We start from the raw sequence: 15,618 nt of genomic DNA on the forward strand, positions 1-15,618 counted from the left end.
ATGAGCCGCAAAAGCGATAAATCCCTGATTGTCGGACTGGACATCGGCACCTCCAAGGTGACCGCGCTGGTCGGCGAATACTCGCCCGATTCCGATGAGATCGAAGTCATCGGGCTGGGCACCCACGATTCGCGCGGCATGCGCCGCGGCGTGGTGGTCGATATCGAATCGACCGTGGAATCGATCAAGGGCGCCATCGAGGAGGCGGAAGTGATGGCCGGCTGCGAGATCCGTTCGGTGTATGCCGCCATTTCCGGCTCGCACACCGAATGCCGCCGCTCGTCCGGCATCTCGCCGGTGGCCGGCGGCGAAGTGCAGTATTACGACCTCGAGCAGGCGCTGCAGGCCGCCAAAGTGGTGGCGATTTCCTCCGACCAGCGCATCATCCATGCCATCCCGCAGGAGTACATCCTCGACAATTTCCAGGAAGGCGTGCGCAATCCGGTCGGCATGTCGGCGGTGCGCCTGGAGCTGCATGCGCTGCTGATCACCGCCGCGACCTCGGCCGCCTCCAACATCGAAAAGTGCATCAGCCGCTGCGGCCTGCAGGTCGACGGCCTGGTGCTGTCCTCGCTGGCGTCTTCGCATGCCGTGCTGAGCATGGATGAAAAGGAATCCGGCGTGGTGCTGGTCGACATGGGCGCCGGTACCACCGACATCGCCGTGTATGCCGGCGGCTACATCCGGCATGCGGCTTCGCTGCCGATCGGCGGCGATCAGGTCACCAACGACATCGCGCATCTGCTGCGTACTTCCACGCCCGATGCCGAACAGCTCAAGGTCCGCTATGCCTGTGCGCTGGCGCAGCTGACCCGCGCCGATGAATCGATCCAGGTCCCCGGCGTCGGCGGCCGTGCGCCGCGGCGCATGGCCCGGCAGTCGCTGGCCGAGGCGGTACAGAGCCGTTACGAGGAAATTTTTGAAATGGTGCATGCCGAACTGCGCCGCTCCGGATTCGAGGAGTTCGTGCGCGCCGGCATGGTGCTGACCGGCGGTGCCGCGCGCATGGAAGGCGTGGTCGAGCTGGCCGAGGAAATGCTGCACATGCCGGTCCGCGAGGGCATTCCGCAGAACATCCAGGGATTGGGTGAAGTGGTCGGCAATCCCACCTTTGCCACGGCAGTCGGTCTGATGCAGTGGGGACGTTTGAGCGACAACCCGCGCCGTCCGGGTTTCCGCAGTCCAAGTGCAGTCGGCGGTTGGTTCGGAAAGATCAGCAAGTTCGTAAAAGGCGAGTTGTAAAACACACATAAAACCAAAGAGGACATCATCATGGCGTATTTCGAATTAGTGGAACAGGCTGCTCCCAATGCAGTCATCAAAGTGGTCGGGGTCGGCGGCGGCGGCGGCAATGCCGTGGCGCACATGGTCAACTCGGGCGTGGAAGGCGTCGAGTTCATCATGGCCAACACCGACTCCCAGGCCATCAAACAATGCGGGGCCAAGACCCATCTGCAGCTCGGCACCAATGTCACCAAAGGCCTCGGTGCCGGCGCCAATCCCGAAGTCGGCCGTCAGGCCGCACTGGAAGACCGCGACGCCATCGTGCGCGCGCTTGAAGGCGCCGACATGGTGTTCATCACCGCCGGCATGGGCGGCGGTACCGGTACCGGCGCCGCGCCGGTGGTCGCGCAGATTGCCAAGGAACTCGGCATCCTGACCGTGGCGGTCATCACCAAACCGTTCCCGTTCGAAGGCCGCCGCCGCATGCAGACCGCCTTGCAGGGCATCGAGGAACTGGCCAAACACTGCGACTCGCTGATCACCGTACCCAATGAAAAACTGATCACCGTACTCGGCCGCGACGCCACCATGATCAGCGCTTTCAAAGCCGCCAATGAAGTGCTGATGGGCGCGGTGCAGGGCATTTCAGAACTGATCACCCGGCCGGGCATCATCAACGTCGACTTCGCCGATGTGCGCACGGTGATGAGCGAAATGGGTCTGGCCATGATGGGATCCGGCACCGCCCGCGGCGACGACCGCGCCCAGGCCGCCGCCCAGGCCGCGGTCAACAATCCGCTGCTGGATGAGGTCAATCTGCACGGGGCCAACGGCGTGCTGGTCAACATCACCGCAGGTCCGAACTTCACCATGCGCGAATTCGATGAAGTCGGTACGACCATTGAAAGCTTCGCCTCCGAAGACGCGACCGTCATCGTCGGCACCGTTCTCGATCCGAACATGGGCGACGAAGTGCGCGTCACCGTGGTCGCCACCGGACTCAACCAAGCGCGTGCCAAAGCCGCCCGCCCGGTTCTGGTCGAACCCGATTGGCGTCAGGCCGCCACCGGAACCCACGGCCCGGCGCCGTTCGAACCGGTCGATCCGCCCGGCATTTCCAGCACGCTGCGCCGCTCCGGCCGGACCGAGCCGACGGCATCCGCCGCTCCGGCCACGGCCCTGAACGATCTGGCCAACAGCAGCAGCGGTCAAAGCTATCTGGATATCCCTTCATTCCTGCGTCGCCAGGCCGACTGAAGCGGAACCCAGCGTTCATCCCTGAACCGTTGTCCTTGCGGTTTCGGGTCTTTTCGGCCCGGCGGCCATCCGCCGGGCCCTTTCTTTGCCCAAATGCCGGCTTTTGACTTACAATCAAAAACGGAAACTCCTGATAATTCAACGGGCCGCTGCCGTCAAAAGCGCCATTATTTATGTTTCATACACCGAGCGCCCCTTAAAATCACCTCATGATCAAACAACGCACCTTGAAAAACGTCATCCGCGCCACCGGCGTGGGTCTGCACAGTGGCGAAAAAGTGTTCATGACCCTGCGTCCGGCCGCGGTCAATACCGGCATCGTGTTCCGCCGCATCGATCTGCCGACCCCGGTCGAGGTCAAGGCCCAGGCCCATCTGGTCGGCCAGACCCAGCTGTGTACCGTGCTGGTCGATGAAAACAACGTCAAGATCAAAACCACCGAACACCTGCTGGCCGCACTGGCCGGGCTGGGCATCGACAACGCCTACATCGACCTGTCCTCCGAGGAAGTGCCGATCATGGACGGTTCGGCCGGTCCGTTCGTGTTCCTGATCCAGTCCGCCGGCATCGAAGAGCAGAACGCGCACAAGCGCTTCATCCGCATCAAAAAGACCCTGCAGGTCACCGACGGCGACAAATGGGCCCGCTTTGAACCCTATGAGGGCTTCAAGGTCGGGTTTACCATCGATTTCAAACACCCGGCCTTCAAGAAATCGGCGGCCAACGCCGAAATCGACTTCTCGACCACCTCGTTCGTAAAAGAGGTCAGCCGGGCCCGCACCTTCGGCTTCATGAAGGACATCGAGTACATGCGTGACCGCAATCTGGCGCTGGGCGGCAGCCTCGACAACGCCATCGTGCTCGATGATTACCGGGTGGTGAACGAGGATGGCCTGCGTTTTGATGACGAATTCGTCAAACACAAGATTCTGGACGCCATCGGCGACCTCTATTTAATGGGGCACAGTCTGATCGGGGCTTATTACGCCTATAAATCCGGTCATGGCCTTAATAATCAACTGCTTAGGGCTTTGATTGCCGATCCGAGCGCCTGGGAAGAAGTGGTGTTCGACGAAGAGGCTGCGCCTATTTCGTACGCCAATCCGGTGCTGGTTAGCTGAATTGAATCTGAAATAATTCAATCATTTAACCTGATTTTAACCGTCTATTAACCCTTTGTTGCCGCTTTTCCCCGACAATGGCTCATGTCATCGGGTCGGTGTTCGGTGTGAAATCGAGCGCAACCTTGATCCGGATTTCCCGGGCATGAAGCCCAAGCAACTGCGCCGCCGCCAAGACCTCTTGGCTGTGCAAGCGGAGTTTGTTTTTCCAAACCGGACCGGCGGCATGAAAAACCAGTCTATTGTCGTCCCAGGACACCAGCCGGCACTGCCGGGCCAGGGCCGGCGGTAGATTCCGACGCAGCGTCCGATCCGCCTCCGCCAAATCACCGGCACGCGCGATCAGGGCCTCGAGGCCGGAGCTTTTGAGCGCTGTCAGCGCCGATTGCTCGGGTTTTGCGGGCTTGTCTGCGCCCATGAAGAATTCCAGAGATTGTCCTGCAATGCTGAACATCATACTCGTTTCAAAACACCTGCGAGCCCCCAAGAAATTCAACCTGCACGACCGCCGTACCGCTTTCGCGTTCGGCGGCGCCGTGCTGGCGGCGCTGGCGCTGGTGTTTGCGATGGGCATGGCGGCCAGCCGAGCCGTCGGCGGTCTGCAGCTCAGCCATCTGCAGCAGCGCGTGGCCGAGCAGGATCGCCAGCTCGCCGAAATCAAGGCGGAAAACCAGCGCGACATGAATGCCATGGCCCTGCGTCTGGCCGAACTGCAAGCCCAGGCCAACCGGTTGAATGCCCTGGGCATCCGTCTGACCCGCGACAGCAAACTGGCCGGCGGCGAATTCGATTTCGAAAAAACCCCCGGCGCCGGCGGTGATGAGGCCGCCGAGGATGTGTCCGCGGCCGATCTGAAAAGTAATCTGAAGCAGGTCCAGGCCGAATTCGAAAGCTCGGCCCAGCAGCTGTCGGTGCTGGAATCGATGCTGTTCGAACAGGAACTGGAGCTGAAATCGCAGCCGACCACGCGCCCGACCGACAGTTACGTGACCTCCGACTTCGGTTACCGCATGCATCCGGTGCTCGGCGGCCGCGCCCATCACAACGGCATCGATTTCGAAGCCAACATCGGCGATCCGGTGCGCTCGGCCGGCAATGGTCTGGTCAAATTCGCCGGCTGGAAGACCGGTTTCGGCAATGTCGTCGAAATCGACCACCAGAACGGCTATGTCACGGTCTATGCCCACAATTCGGCGTTCACGGTGAAGGAAGGCGATGTCGTCCGCGCCGGCCAGGTGGTGGCCAAGGCCGGTTCGACCGGTCGCTCGACCGGACCGCACGTGCATTTCGAAGTGCACAAGGACGGCCGTCCGGTCAATCCGCGCGCATTCCTGGATAAATCCCGCGGTTAAGACTTGATATACCAAATTCCGCCCACAGGTTAAAATATGCGGCTATCCCCGGGTGGCCGCTTTTTTTGGCGCCTCCAGGGCTCAATCCTGCGCAAGCAGGAACCACCATCATCGGCTTAACCATGTTCAATCAATTGCTTACCAAACTTTTCGGCAGCCGCAACGAGCGGGTGCTGCGCCAGTACCAGAAGAACATCGCCCGCATCAATCAGATGGAAGACGGTCTGAAAGCGCTCGATGACGCGGCATTGAAGGCGAAAACCGATGAATTCAAGCAGCGTGTCGCAAACGGGGAAACCCTCGACCAGCTCCTGCCCGAGGCCTTCGCGGTCTGCCGTGAAGCCTCCATCCGCACCCTCGGCCTGCGTCATTACGATGTCCAGCTGATCGGCGGTATGGTGCTGCACTCCGGCCGCATCGCCGAAATGCGCACCGGCGAAGGCAAAACCCTGGTGGCCACCCTGCCGGTCTATCTGAATGCGCTGTCCGGCAAGGGCGTGCATGTGGTGACGGTCAACGATTATCTGGCCCGCCGCGATGCCGCGACCATGGGCAAACTCTACAATTTCCTCGGCCTGAGCGTCGGCGTGGTGGTTCCGGGCATGCCGCATCATGAGAAGAAAGAGGCCTATGCCGCCGACATCACCTACGGCACCAACAACGAATACGGCTTCGACTACCTGCGCGACAACATGGCCAGCAGCAAGGAAGAGCGTTTCCAGCGCGGCCTGAATTTCGCGATCGTCGATGAAGTCGACTCGATCCTGATCGACGAGGCCCGCACGCCGCTGATCATCTCCGGCCCGGCCGACGAATCGCCCGAGCTGTACGTCAAAATCAACCGCATCGTGCCGAAGTTCGTCAAGCAGGACAAGGAAGACGGCGAAGGCGATTTCTGGGTCGATGAGAAATCCAAGCAGACCCATCTGTCGGAAGCCGGCATGGAGCGTGCCGAAGAACTGCTGCGCGAAGCCGGCATCATCGCCGAAGACGACGGCCTGTACTCCGGCCACAACCTGGCCGTGGTCCATCACCTGAATGCCGCACTGCGCGCGCATGCCCTGTACCAGCGCGACGTCGATTACATCGTGCGCGACGGCGAAGTCATCATCGTCGATGAATTCACCGGCCGCACCCTGCAGGGCCGCCGCTGGTCCGACGGCCTGCACCAGGCGGTCGAAGCCAAGGAGGGCGTGCCGATCCAGCGCGAGAACCAGACCCTGGCCTCGATCACCTTCCAGAACTATTTCCGCATGTACGGCAAGCTGGCCGGCATGACCGGCACCGCCGATACCGAAGCCTACGAGTTCCAGAACATCTACGGGCTGGAAGTGGTGGTCATTCCGACCCACCGTCCGATGATCCGCAAGGACGATCCGGATCTGGTCTACCTGACCCGCGAGGCCAAGTTCAAGGCCGTGGTCGAAGATATCCGCCGCTGTTACGAGGCCGGCCAACCGGTTCTGGTCGGCACCACCTCGATCGAAACTTCCGAACTGCTGTCCGGCGAGCTGAAAAAAGCCGGCGTGCCGCACGAAGTGCTGAACGCCAAGCAGCATGAACGCGAAGCGCACATCGTCGCCAATGCCGGTGCCGCCAAGGCGGTCACCATCGCCACCAACATGGCCGGCCGCGGTACCGACATCGTGCTCGGCGGCAGCCTGGAAGCCGAACTGCATGCGCTCGGCAGTGATGCCGGCGATGCCGAACGTGAAGCCGTGAAGTCGGCCTGGCAGGTCCGCCACGAGCAGGTGGTCGCCTCCGGCGGCCTGCACATCATCGGTACCGAACGCCATGAATCGCGCCGCATCGACAACCAGCTGCGCGGCCGTTCCGGCCGCCAGGGCGATCCGGGTTCGTCCCGTTTCTACCTGTCGCTGGAAGACAACCTGATGCGCATCTTCGCCGCCGACTGGGTGCAGACCGCCATGCGCAGGATGGGCATGAAGGAAGACGAGGTCATCGAGTCCGGCCTGGTTTCGCGCCAGATCCAGAACGCCCAGCGCAAGGTCGAGGCGCACAACTTCGACATGCGCAAGAACCTGCTGGAATACGATGACGTCGCCAACGACCAGCGCAAGGTCATCTACCAGCAGCGCAACGAACTGCTGGAAGCCGATGACGTGTCGGAAACCGTGCTGGCCATCCGCGAGGATGTGGTCGAAGAGCAGGTCCGCAAATTCGTGCCGCGCGATTCCATCCACGAGCAGTGGAACCTGCCGGGTCTGGAACAGTTCGTGCTCGAGAATTTCTCGGTCCGCGTTGATCTGCAGGCCATGCTGGCGGCGTCCGATGAAATCGATGATGCCGCCATCGCCGAAGCCGTTCAAAAAGCGGTTGACGCGCATTTCACCGACAAGGAAGCCCAGGTCGGTCCGGAAATGGCGCGCCAGATCGAAAAGCTGCTGATGCTGAACGTGCTCGACCAGACCTGGAAAGAGCATCTGGCGCGCATGGACTACCTGCGCCAGGGCATCCATCTGCGCAGCTACGCGCAGAAGCAGCCGAAGCAGGAATACAAGCGCGAGAGTTTCGAGCTGTTCTCGGAAATGCTCGACAAGGTCAAATTCGATGTGACCTCGATGCTGGCGCGCGTGCGCGTGCGCGACGAGGACGAAGTGACCGCGATGGAAGAAGCCGACCGCCGCCGCCACGAGCAGCAGGCCAGCCAGATGAACTTCCAGCATCCGTCGGCCGGCTCGTCCGGCGCCGATGAGGAACTGGCCGATATGGGCGTGATCAAGGCCGCCGGCCCGAAAGTCGGCCGCAATGATCCCTGTCCGTGCGGCAGCGGCAAGAAATTCAAACAATGTCATGGGCAGATCGGATGATGCGAAGAGCCGTAACTCCCCGCGTAGTGCCGGTCGCCGCCGGCGTACTGACCGATGCCAGCGGCCGCGTGCTGCTGGCGCGCCGCATCAGCGGACGTGATCTGGCGGGCGCCTGGGAATTTCCGGGCGGAAAAATCGAACGCAACGAAACCCCGGAGGAAGCGCTCAAGCGCGAACTCAAGGAAGAGCTCGGCATCGATGTGCTGGCCACCGAACCGCTGATGTCGGTGCCGCAGCATACCGGCAGCAAGAGCATCATGCTCGACGTGTTCAAAGTCACCAAATACAGCGGCCAGCCGCGCGGTCTTGAAAACCAGGCGCTGGCCTGGGTGCCGAACAGCAAACTGCGCTCCTATCCGATGCCGCCGGCCGATCTGCCGGTGGTGGCCGTGCTGCAGAAGCCGCCGCATTACCTGATCACCCCGGAACCGACCACCGACACCACGCGTTTCCTGCGTGAACTGGATACGGCTCTGGCTTCCGGTCATCGTCTGGTGCAGCTGCGGGCCAAAACCTGGCAGGAAAAACCCCTGAAGGCGCTGCTGACCCTGACCGTGGCCCTGTGCAAGAAACACAAGGCCCAGTTGCTGATCAACGGTCAACTCGGTCTGGCGCACGATTTCGATGTCGGTCTGCACCTGACCAGCGAACAGCTGATGGCTTTGCAGTCGCGTCCGCTGGCCGCGCGCCTGCCGGTGGCGGCCTCCTGCCATAATCTCGAGCAGCTCAAGCATGCCCAGGCGCTGGGTCTGGATTTCGTGGTGCTTGGCTCGGTCAACAAGACCGCCAGCCATCCGGAGTTGGCACCGATGGGTTGGAAAGCCTGGCAGGAGATGCGGGCTGAAGTGTCCTTGCCGATCTTCGCCATCGGCGGTCTGGGTCCGCAGGATGTGGCTACGGCCCGCCAGCATGGCGCGCAGGGCGTGGCCGGTATCCGTGCGTTCTGGCCGAGCCTGGCCTGAGGCCGGCATCGCGAAGATATAAGGCGGCCTCGGCCGCCTTTTTCATTTCCGTGCCGTCGCCAGCTGCCGATAGCGGGCCAGCAGGCGCTGCGTCCAATGCTCCAGACTGCTCAGATCGCTGTCATTGATCAGGACATCGTCGGCCATCGGCAGGCGGCCGGCACTGTCGAGCTGCGCGGCGACCATGGCCGCTGCCAGTTCCTGCGATGAGCCGTCGCGCGCACGGATCCGCGCAATCTGAAGCACCGGCGGTGCTTCCACGATCAGCACCCGGTCCAGCCAGCCGTAAGCGCGCGCCCGGCTCTGCGGGCTGAGCAGGGGGATGGCCACGGCAACGATGGCGCTGTCCGAGGCCTCGCTGCGCTGCTGCAGGCTCTGTTGGATGCGCGGATGCAGGATGGCTTCCAGGCGCGCTTTGGCGTCGGGATCGGCGAACACGCAAGCGCGAAGCGCCACGCGGTCGAGCATGCCATCGGGTTGAATGAATTGCGAGCCGAGCTGTGCCGCGATTTCCGCCAAGGCCGGCTTGCCCGGCGCGACCAATTCGCGCGCGATGTCGTCGGCATCGATGATGCCGGCACCGCCCTGCTGCAGAATCCGGCAGACCGCCGATTTTCCGGCGGCGATGCCGCCACTGACGGCGACCCGAAGCGGCATCAGCGTCCCGTGGCCCAGCTCAGGTAAAGGCCGAGCAGATCGGCACCGGAAATGAACTGGATCCAGCCGGCGATGGCCAGATACTGGCCGAAAGGAATCTGGGTATCGCGGTGCTTGCCGGCCGTGGCCAGCCAGAGACCGCCGATGACCGCGCCGACCAGGGACGACAGCAGCAGCACCGGCAACACCGCCTTGATGCCGCACCAGGCGCCGATGACCGCCAGCAGTTTGAAATCGCCTTCGCCCATGCCGTCCTTGCCGGTCAGCAGTTTGAACAGGCGTGTCACCGACCACAGGCTGAGGTAACCGGCCGCCGCGCCGAGGATGGCCGAGACCGGGTCGACGAACAGGGTAATCAGGCTGGCAATCAGCCCGAGCCACAGCAGGGGCAGGGTAATCTGGTCGGGCAACAGGGTTGTGCGCAGATCGATGCCGGACAGCACCACCAGCGCGGCGGTGAACGGCAGGGCGAACAGCAGTTGCAGCGAAATGCCGAAGCGCCAGACGCACAGCGCGAACAGAATGCCGGTAATCAGCTCGACGGCCGGATACTGCCAGGAGATCGGGGTGCGGCAGGAGCGGCACTTGCCGCGCAGCAACAGAAAGCTGAGCAGCGGAATGTTTTCCCAGGCTGACAGCGCGTGTCCGCACTGCGGGCAGGCCGAACGGCTGAACACCAGGCCCGGGGGTTTGGGTTCGTAGACTTCCGGCAGCGCGAGAATTTCACGCGCTTCCTGACGCCAGCCCCATTCCAGGCGGGCCGGAAAGCGCAGAATCGCCACATTCAGGAAGCTGCCGACCAGCAGGCCGAATCCGAAGGTCAAGGCAATGAGCAGGACCGGATTGGCCTGCAGCACCGCCAGCATCAAATGGCCGCCGCCAGCTTGAACACCGGCAGATACATGCCGATGACCATCGAACCGACCACGCCGCCGATGACGATCATCACCATCGGCTCGATCAGGCTGGACAGCGCATCCACGGCATTGTTCACTTCCTGCTCGTAGAACTCGGCGACCTTGAACAACATGGTATCGAGGGCACCGGCTTCCTCGCCGATGGCGGTCATCTGCATGACCATGTGCGGGAACACGCCGACCTGTTTCATCGCCACGTTCAGCGGGTAGCCGGTGGCGACGTCGTCCTTGATGCGCATCACCGCATTTTCATAGACGATGTTGCCGGTGGCGCCGGCCACCGTGGCCAGCGCATCGACCAGCGGTACGCCGGCCTTGAAGGTCACCGCCAGGGTGCGCGAGAAACGGGCGATGGCCGAGTTGTGCATGATCTGGCCGATGACCGGGATCTTGAGCAGGAGACGGTCGACGAATTCGGCGAAGGCGCGTGAACGTTTCAGGCTGCTGATGGTCAGGAATACGCCGCCGACAATCACCCCCAGAATCACCCACCACCATTTGATCAGGAAGTCGGAGGCCGCGATGATCAGCTGGGTGAAAGCGGGCAGATCGGCGCCGAAGCCTTTGAACAGGTTCTGGAAGGTCGGCACCACGAAAATCAGCAGAATCGCGGTCACCAGAATCGCGACCGCGATGACCACGGAAGGATAAAACAGGGCCTTCTTGATCTTGCCTTTCAGGGTTTCGATGCTTTCCTTGTAATTGGCGATGGTGTCGAGCACGGTATCGAGCACACCGGCGTTTTCGCCGGCGAACACCAGGTTCTGGTACAGCTTGTCGAAATACAGCGGATGCTTGGACAGGGCTTCCGAGAGCGCGGTACCGCTGGCGATGTCGGAACCGATGTTTTCCAGCAGGTTCTGCATGCGAATGTTTTTCTGGCCGCCGGACACGATGCCGAAAGCCTGCACCATCGGGATGCCGGATTGCATCATGGTCGCCAGCTGGCGCGAGAACACGGCGATGTCCTGCGGGCTGATGGTCTTGCCGGCGGCGCCGAACAGCGGCTTGGCCTTGGCCTTGACCTCCGGATTGCTGATGCCGCGCTTGCGCAGATCGAGTTTCAGCGCGGTTTCGGACTTGGCCGATTCCTCGCCTTTCATCTTGATGCCGCGTTTATCGACCCCTGACCAGCTGTACTGTTTCAGGATATCGTCGTTGCGGGCGTTGGTCTTCGCGCTTTTTGCGGCGGCGGTACGGGAGGCGGCCATGGGTTAGTCCTTGCTCACTCGGTTGATTTCGGCCAGGCTGGTCAGGCCTGCTTTGGCTTTGATGAGGGCGGAACGGCGCAGATCGCGTACGCCGGATTCCTGCGCGGCGCGGCCGATATCCAGTGCGTTGCCGCCGGCCAGGATGATTTCCTGGATTTTTTCGGTCATCGGCATGACCTGATAGATGCCGGTTCGGCCTTTGTAGCCTTCGGTGCATTCATCGCAGCCGATCGGATCATACAAGGTGATGCCTTCATCGATTTCTTCCTGGGTGAAGCCCTCTTTCAGCAGGGCGGCCGGCGGCAGCGGCGTTTTCATCGGCTTTTTGCAGTCGTGCAGGCGCCGCGCCAAGCGCTGGGCGATGACCAAGGTCACCGACGAGGTGATGTTGTAGGGCGCGATGCCCATGTTCATCAGGCGCGAGATGGTCTGCGGGGCGTCATTGGTGTGCAGGGTCGACAGCACCAGGTGTCCGGTCTGCGCGGCCTTGATGGCGATTTCGGCGGTTTCCAGATCGCGGATTTCGCCGACCATGATGATGTTCGGATCCTGACGCAGGAAGGAGCGCAGTGCCGCGGCGAAGGTCATGCCCTTTTTATTGCTGACCTGCACCTGATTGATGCCGGGCACGCGGATTTCGACCGGATCTTCGGCCGTCGAGATGTTGACTTCGGGCGTGTTCAGGATGTTCAGGCCGGTATACAGGGACACCGTCTTACCGGAACCGGTCGGACCGGTGACCAGGATCATGCCGTAGGGTTTGGCCAGGGCCTCCAGATAGATCTGCATCTGATCGGGCTCGTAGCCGAGCTTTTCGATGCCGAGCTTGGCGGCCGAGTTGTCGAGCAGGCGCAGCACGATCTTTTCGCCGAACAGGGTCGGCAGGGTGCTGACGCGGAAGTCCATCTGCTTGGTTTTGGACAGATTGAGCTTGATCCGGCCGTCCTGCGGGACCCGCCGTTCGGCGATGTCGAGCGCGGCCATGACTTTCAGGCGCGCGGCGATGCGCGGGTGCAGTCCGATCGGGGCCTTGGCGACCACGCGCAGGATGCCGTCGGTGCGGAAACGGACCCGGGATTCGGTTTCGTAGGGCTCGAAGTGGATGTCGGAGGCGCCGCGGCGGATGGCGTCGGTCAGCTGTTTATTGACGAACTTGACCACCGGCGTGTCGTCGGCGCGGTTGTCGGCTTTGTCGTCGCCGAGGTCTTCGTCGCCGCCAATGGCTTCGAGATTGACCAGCTCGTCATCACCGCTGTCATCGAGGGTATCGGCCGGATTGTTATAGGCCAGTTCAAGCGCCTTGCGCAGGGCGTCTTCGGCCACCACCACCGGCTCCACGATGGAGTTGCTGGCAAATTTCACCGCATCCAAGGCATCGCTGTTGGTCGGGTCGGCAATGGCCACGAATAGCTTGCCGCCGTGCCGTTGCAGTGGCAGCACCTGCTGTTTGCTGGCCAGTTCCTCGGGAATCAGGGACGCCAGGGACTGGCTCAGGTCCATCGCCGCCAGATCGAACAGGGGTAGGCCGAATTCGAGGGAAAACGCGCTGGCCAGCTGAATGCTGCTGACCAGCTTCTTCTCGACCAGATACTTCTGGATGGGGCGTTTGTCTTTGGCGGCTTCGGTTTGGGCCGTGCGGGCTTCGGCTTCGCCCAAGGCGCCATCCTGCACCAAGCGCCGGGTGATTCCGGTAATTCCTACCAAATTAGCAGCGGCTGCATTCATATTTCAGATCTGGTTTTTATGATTCCCCACCCGAAGCTTACCGCAAAAAACCCTATGGCAAAAGGGATTTAGCGCGCATTTTTGGGAAATAACCCGATCCCGGACCCGGTTCCGTGCCCTGTTGCTTAACGCCGGGCAGGCCACCGGCCCCGGGTGCCAACGCGGCAGAGCTTTGTTGTACTCTAGAACCAGTCCGAATTCAGGGAATCCATGCACCTTTCCATCGTTCTGCCGGCCAAAAACGAAGCCGAAGGTCTGCGCCGGTTCCTGCCGGCACTGCGGGCGGCCCACCCCGGGGCCGAAATTCTGGTGGTGGATGACGGTTCCACCGATGAAACCGCCGCCGTGGCGCTGGCGGCCGGTGTTCAGGTGCTGTCCAACCCCTATTCGCTCGGCAACGGCGCCAGCATCAAACGCGGCGCCCGTGCCGCGCATGGCGAAGTGATCGTGTTCATGGATGCCGATGGCCAGCACCGGCCGGAGGAAGTAGCGCATCTGCTGGCGGCGCTGCACGCCGGCCATGACATGGCCGTAGGCGCCCGGGTCAAGGGCGGCCAGGCCAGCCTTGGCCGTGGTCTGGCCAATGGGTTTTACAACCGCTTGGCCAGCTGGATGACCGGGCACCGCATCCTTGACCTGACCTCCGGCTTCCGCGCCGTGCGCGCCGATAAATTCCGCGAATTCCTGCACCTGCTGCCCAACGGCTTTTCCTACCCGACCACCTGTACCATGGCCTTCTTCCGCAGCGCCTATCCGGTGGCCTACGTGCCGGTGCAGGTGCTGCAGCGGATCGGCACCAACAGCCACATCCGCCCGCTCAAGGACGGCATCCGTTTCCTGCTGATCATCTTCAAGATCGCCACCCTGTACTCGCCGGTGAAGCTGTTCGCGCCCACGGCCCTGCTGTTCTTTCTGACCGGCATGGCGTATTACGCCTATACCTTTTTCACCGAAGGCCGGTTCACCAACATGAGCGTTCTGCTGTTCAGTGCCGCGGTCATCATCTTCCTGATCGGTCTCGTTTCCGAACAGATTACGGCGTTGATGTACAAGAAACATGAGTGAAGTGCGCCGGAAAACCGTTCTGCTCATTACCCGTAATTTCCCGCCATTGGTCGGCGGCATGGAAAAGCTCAATCAGCGGATGCTGGAAGGCCTCGCCGAAAGCCACCGGACCCTGTTGATCGGCCCGAAGGGCTGCCGCAGTTTCGCGCCGGAGGGCACGCGGGTATACGAAGCGCCGGTCGCTAATATGCCCGTGTTTCTGATTTATGCCAAATGCATGGCAATCTATCTCGCACTGACCCGGAGGCCCGCGATCTGTTTGGCCGGCAGTGGCCTGACCGCGCCGTATGCCTGGCTTGCGGCGCGGCTTTCAGGCGCTCGCGCCGCGGTGTACGTGCACGGCCTCGATCTGATTGCCGACAGCCGGATTTACCGCTGGTTGTGGCTGCCGTTTATCCGTCGTTGCGATGCGGTCATTTCCAATAGCGGAAACACGCAGCGCCTGGCAGAGTCGGTGGGCGTGCCGGCGGACCGGATATCGGTGGTGCACCCCGGAACCGATATTCCGGAGCCCGATCCGGAAAAGGCTGCGGCATTCCGAATCAAGTTCGGTTTCGGCAGTTGCCCCTTGCTGTTGTCGGTGGGCCGGATTACCGCGCGCAAAGGGCTGTTGCCGTTTCTTCAGAAGGCCTGGCCCGCGGTGCTTGCACGGCATCCCGATGCCAAGCTTGTGGTGATCGGAAGCGAGCCGCAACAGGCGCTGCGCAAGGACAGACGAAGTGCCTTGGCGGATATCCACGCCTATTTGTCCAAATCCGGATTGGAAGAGTCAGTGCGATTTCTCGGGCGCGTGGACGATGCCACGCTGACGGCCGCCTACCAGGCCGCGGATGTGCATGTGTTCCCGGTGCTGGATAGCACGGATGATGTCGAGGGCTTCGGCATGGTGGCCATCGAGGCGGCGGCAAACGGCCTGCCGACGGTGGCCTTCGATGCCGGCGGAGTGGCGGATGCTGTTGATCAAGGGCATACAGGCCAACTGCTGACTCCGGGTGATTATCCTGGCTTTTCGTTAGCGGTTCTTAGTGTTTTGAATCAGCCTCGAAACATCCAGCAACAAGATGGAATCATGGCAAAGTTCGGCTGGATCAGGTTTGGTCGGGACTTGGAGAGAGCAATTTTACCGCTTTAATTTCGAAGCAGACTGTCCAGTTTTTCAGCGCCCTGATGCCAGTCCTGTGGCGTAGTGATGTTTTCATGTGTGGACTCAAGAGCTTCCAGTATCTTGTCGGAAAATGCCCTGGGGTCGTCTACGGGGACCAAAGCACGATTGCTGTTTCCCAACATCCAACGGAC

13 protein-coding genes are annotated in these 15,618 nt (G+C 61.8%); 8 read left to right on the plus strand and 5 right to left on the minus strand.

The window, feature by feature from the left end; genetic code table 11:
• The 3 genes from ftsA (at nt 1) to lpxC (ending at nt 3,602) form a co-directional block, all read left to right on the plus strand.
• A complete protein-coding gene (gene ftsA / locus Q0W88_RS03020; protein ID WP_297799862.1) occupies nt 1-1,242 on the plus strand; it encodes a cell division protein FtsA in 1,242 nt (413 codons plus the stop codon).
• Nucleotides 1,243-1,272: 30 nt separating this feature from the next.
• The gene (ftsZ, locus tag Q0W88_RS03025; RefSeq protein WP_297799864.1) at nt 1,273-2,481 is read left to right on the plus strand and encodes a cell division protein FtsZ; all 1,209 of its coding nucleotides are present in this window, start codon (nt 1,273-1,275) and stop codon (nt 2,479-2,481) included.
• Nucleotides 2,482-2,690: 209 nt separating this feature from the next.
• Nucleotides 2,691-3,602, plus strand: a complete 912-nt coding sequence (gene lpxC, locus Q0W88_RS03030) for a UDP-3-O-acyl-N-acetylglucosamine deacetylase (RefSeq protein ID WP_297799866.1) — start codon at nt 2,691-2,693, stop codon at nt 3,600-3,602.
• An 82-nt stretch (nt 3,603-3,684) separates the two neighbouring features.
• On the opposite strand, the gene Q0W88_RS03035 is transcribed toward lpxC, so the two are convergent.
• The gene (locus tag Q0W88_RS03035) at nt 3,685-4,059 is read right to left on the minus strand and encodes a DciA family protein (RefSeq protein WP_297799868.1); all 375 of its coding nucleotides are present in this window, start codon (nt 4,057-4,059) and stop codon (nt 3,685-3,687) included.
• Here Q0W88_RS03035 and Q0W88_RS03040 point away from each other — a divergent pair.
• From Q0W88_RS03040 to Q0W88_RS03050, 3 genes are all read left to right on the plus strand, one after another.
• On the plus strand, nt 4,046-4,954 hold the full coding sequence (locus tag Q0W88_RS03040) for a M23 family metallopeptidase (RefSeq protein WP_297799870.1): 909 nt from the start codon (nt 4,046-4,048) through the stop codon (nt 4,952-4,954). The two genes, Q0W88_RS03035 and Q0W88_RS03040, sit on opposite strands and share 14 nt — an antisense overlap.
• 122 nt (nt 4,955-5,076) lie before the next feature.
• Nucleotides 5,077-7,785, plus strand: coding sequence for a preprotein translocase subunit SecA (gene secA, locus Q0W88_RS03045; protein WP_297799872.1), 2,709 nt, complete (start codon nt 5,077-5,079; stop codon nt 7,783-7,785).
• The gene (locus Q0W88_RS03050) at nt 7,785-8,747 is read left to right on the plus strand and encodes a Nudix family hydrolase (RefSeq protein WP_297799875.1); all 963 of its coding nucleotides are present in this window, start codon (nt 7,785-7,787) and stop codon (nt 8,745-8,747) included. The genes secA and Q0W88_RS03050 overlap by 1 nt, the downstream gene beginning before the upstream one ends.
• A 42-nt stretch (nt 8,748-8,789) precedes the next feature.
• Here the strand turns inward: Q0W88_RS03050 and coaE are convergent, their stop codons facing one another.
• Genes coaE through pilB form a run of 4 tightly spaced genes read right to left on the minus strand, consistent with a single transcriptional unit; the run spans nt 8,790 to nt 13,257 of the window.
• Complete coding sequence (gene coaE / locus Q0W88_RS03055) at nt 8,790-9,404, minus strand: dephospho-CoA kinase (protein ID WP_297799877.1); 615 nt, start codon at nt 9,402-9,404, stop codon at nt 8,790-8,792.
• The gene (locus Q0W88_RS03060) at nt 9,404-10,270 is read right to left on the minus strand and encodes an A24 family peptidase (RefSeq protein ID WP_297799880.1); all 867 of its coding nucleotides are present in this window, start codon (nt 10,268-10,270) and stop codon (nt 9,404-9,406) included. Before Q0W88_RS03060 ends, coaE begins: the two co-directional genes overlap by 1 nt.
• The gene (locus tag Q0W88_RS03065) at nt 10,270-11,532 is read right to left on the minus strand and encodes a type II secretion system F family protein (protein WP_297799882.1); all 1,263 of its coding nucleotides are present in this window, start codon (nt 11,530-11,532) and stop codon (nt 10,270-10,272) included. The genes Q0W88_RS03060 and Q0W88_RS03065 overlap by 1 nt, the downstream gene beginning before the upstream one ends.
• A gap of 3 nt (nt 11,533-11,535) precedes the next feature.
• Nucleotides 11,536-13,257, minus strand: coding sequence for a type IV-A pilus assembly ATPase PilB (pilB, locus tag Q0W88_RS03070; protein ID WP_297799884.1), 1,722 nt, complete (start codon nt 13,255-13,257; stop codon nt 11,536-11,538).
• A 210-nt stretch (nt 13,258-13,467) separates the two neighbouring features.
• On the opposite strand from pilB, the gene Q0W88_RS03075 reads away from it, so the two are divergent.
• Nucleotides 13,468-14,322 (plus strand): glycosyltransferase family 2 protein, encoded by an 855-nt coding sequence (locus Q0W88_RS03075; RefSeq protein ID WP_297799887.1) that lies wholly within the window; start codon nt 13,468-13,470, stop codon nt 14,320-14,322.
• On the plus strand, nt 14,315-15,454 hold the full coding sequence (locus Q0W88_RS03080) for a glycosyltransferase family 4 protein (RefSeq protein ID WP_297799889.1): 1,140 nt from the start codon (nt 14,315-14,317) through the stop codon (nt 15,452-15,454). The genes Q0W88_RS03075 and Q0W88_RS03080 overlap by 8 nt, the downstream gene beginning before the upstream one ends.
• Nucleotides 15,455-15,618: the final 164 nt, after the last annotated feature.

The organism is Arenimonas sp. GDDSR-1, from assembly GCF_025980345.1.
Taxonomy (GTDB): domain Bacteria; phylum Pseudomonadota; class Gammaproteobacteria; order Xanthomonadales; family Xanthomonadaceae; genus Arenimonas.

What these genes read in the sequence shown, in the direction of transcription:
- Q0W88_RS03065 (WP_297799882.1), bottom strand. Translation starts at nt 11,532, where the DNA reads ATGGCCGCCTCCCGTACCGCCGCCGCAAAAAGCGCGAAGACCAACGCC.
- ftsZ (WP_297799864.1), top strand. Translation starts at nt 1,273, where the DNA reads ATGGCGTATTTCGAATTAGTGGAACAGGCTGCTCCCAATGCAGTCATC.
- pilB (WP_297799884.1), bottom strand. Translation starts at nt 13,257, where the DNA reads ATGAATGCAGCCGCTGCTAATTTGGTAGGAATTACCGGAATCACCCGG.
- coaE (WP_297799877.1), bottom strand. Translation starts at nt 9,404, where the DNA reads ATGCCGCTTCGGGTCGCCGTCAGTGGCGGCATCGCCGCCGGAAAATCG.
- ftsA (WP_297799862.1), top strand. Translation starts at nt 1, where the DNA reads ATGAGCCGCAAAAGCGATAAATCCCTGATTGTCGGACTGGACATCGGC.
- Q0W88_RS03035 (WP_297799868.1), bottom strand. Translation starts at nt 4,059, where the DNA reads ATGATGTTCAGCATTGCAGGACAATCTCTGGAATTCTTCATGGGCGCA.
- Q0W88_RS03050 (WP_297799875.1), top strand. Translation starts at nt 7,785, where the DNA reads ATGCGAAGAGCCGTAACTCCCCGCGTAGTGCCGGTCGCCGCCGGCGTA.
- Q0W88_RS03040 (WP_297799870.1), top strand. Translation starts at nt 4,046, where the DNA reads ATGCTGAACATCATACTCGTTTCAAAACACCTGCGAGCCCCCAAGAAA.
- lpxC (WP_297799866.1), top strand. Translation starts at nt 2,691, where the DNA reads ATGATCAAACAACGCACCTTGAAAAACGTCATCCGCGCCACCGGCGTG.
- Q0W88_RS03075 (WP_297799887.1), top strand. Translation starts at nt 13,468, where the DNA reads ATGCACCTTTCCATCGTTCTGCCGGCCAAAAACGAAGCCGAAGGTCTG.
- Q0W88_RS03060 (WP_297799880.1), bottom strand. Translation starts at nt 10,270, where the DNA reads ATGCTGGCGGTGCTGCAGGCCAATCCGGTCCTGCTCATTGCCTTGACC.
- Q0W88_RS03080 (WP_297799889.1), top strand. Translation starts at nt 14,315, where the DNA reads ATGAGTGAAGTGCGCCGGAAAACCGTTCTGCTCATTACCCGTAATTTC.
- secA (WP_297799872.1), top strand. Translation starts at nt 5,077, where the DNA reads ATGTTCAATCAATTGCTTACCAAACTTTTCGGCAGCCGCAACGAGCGG.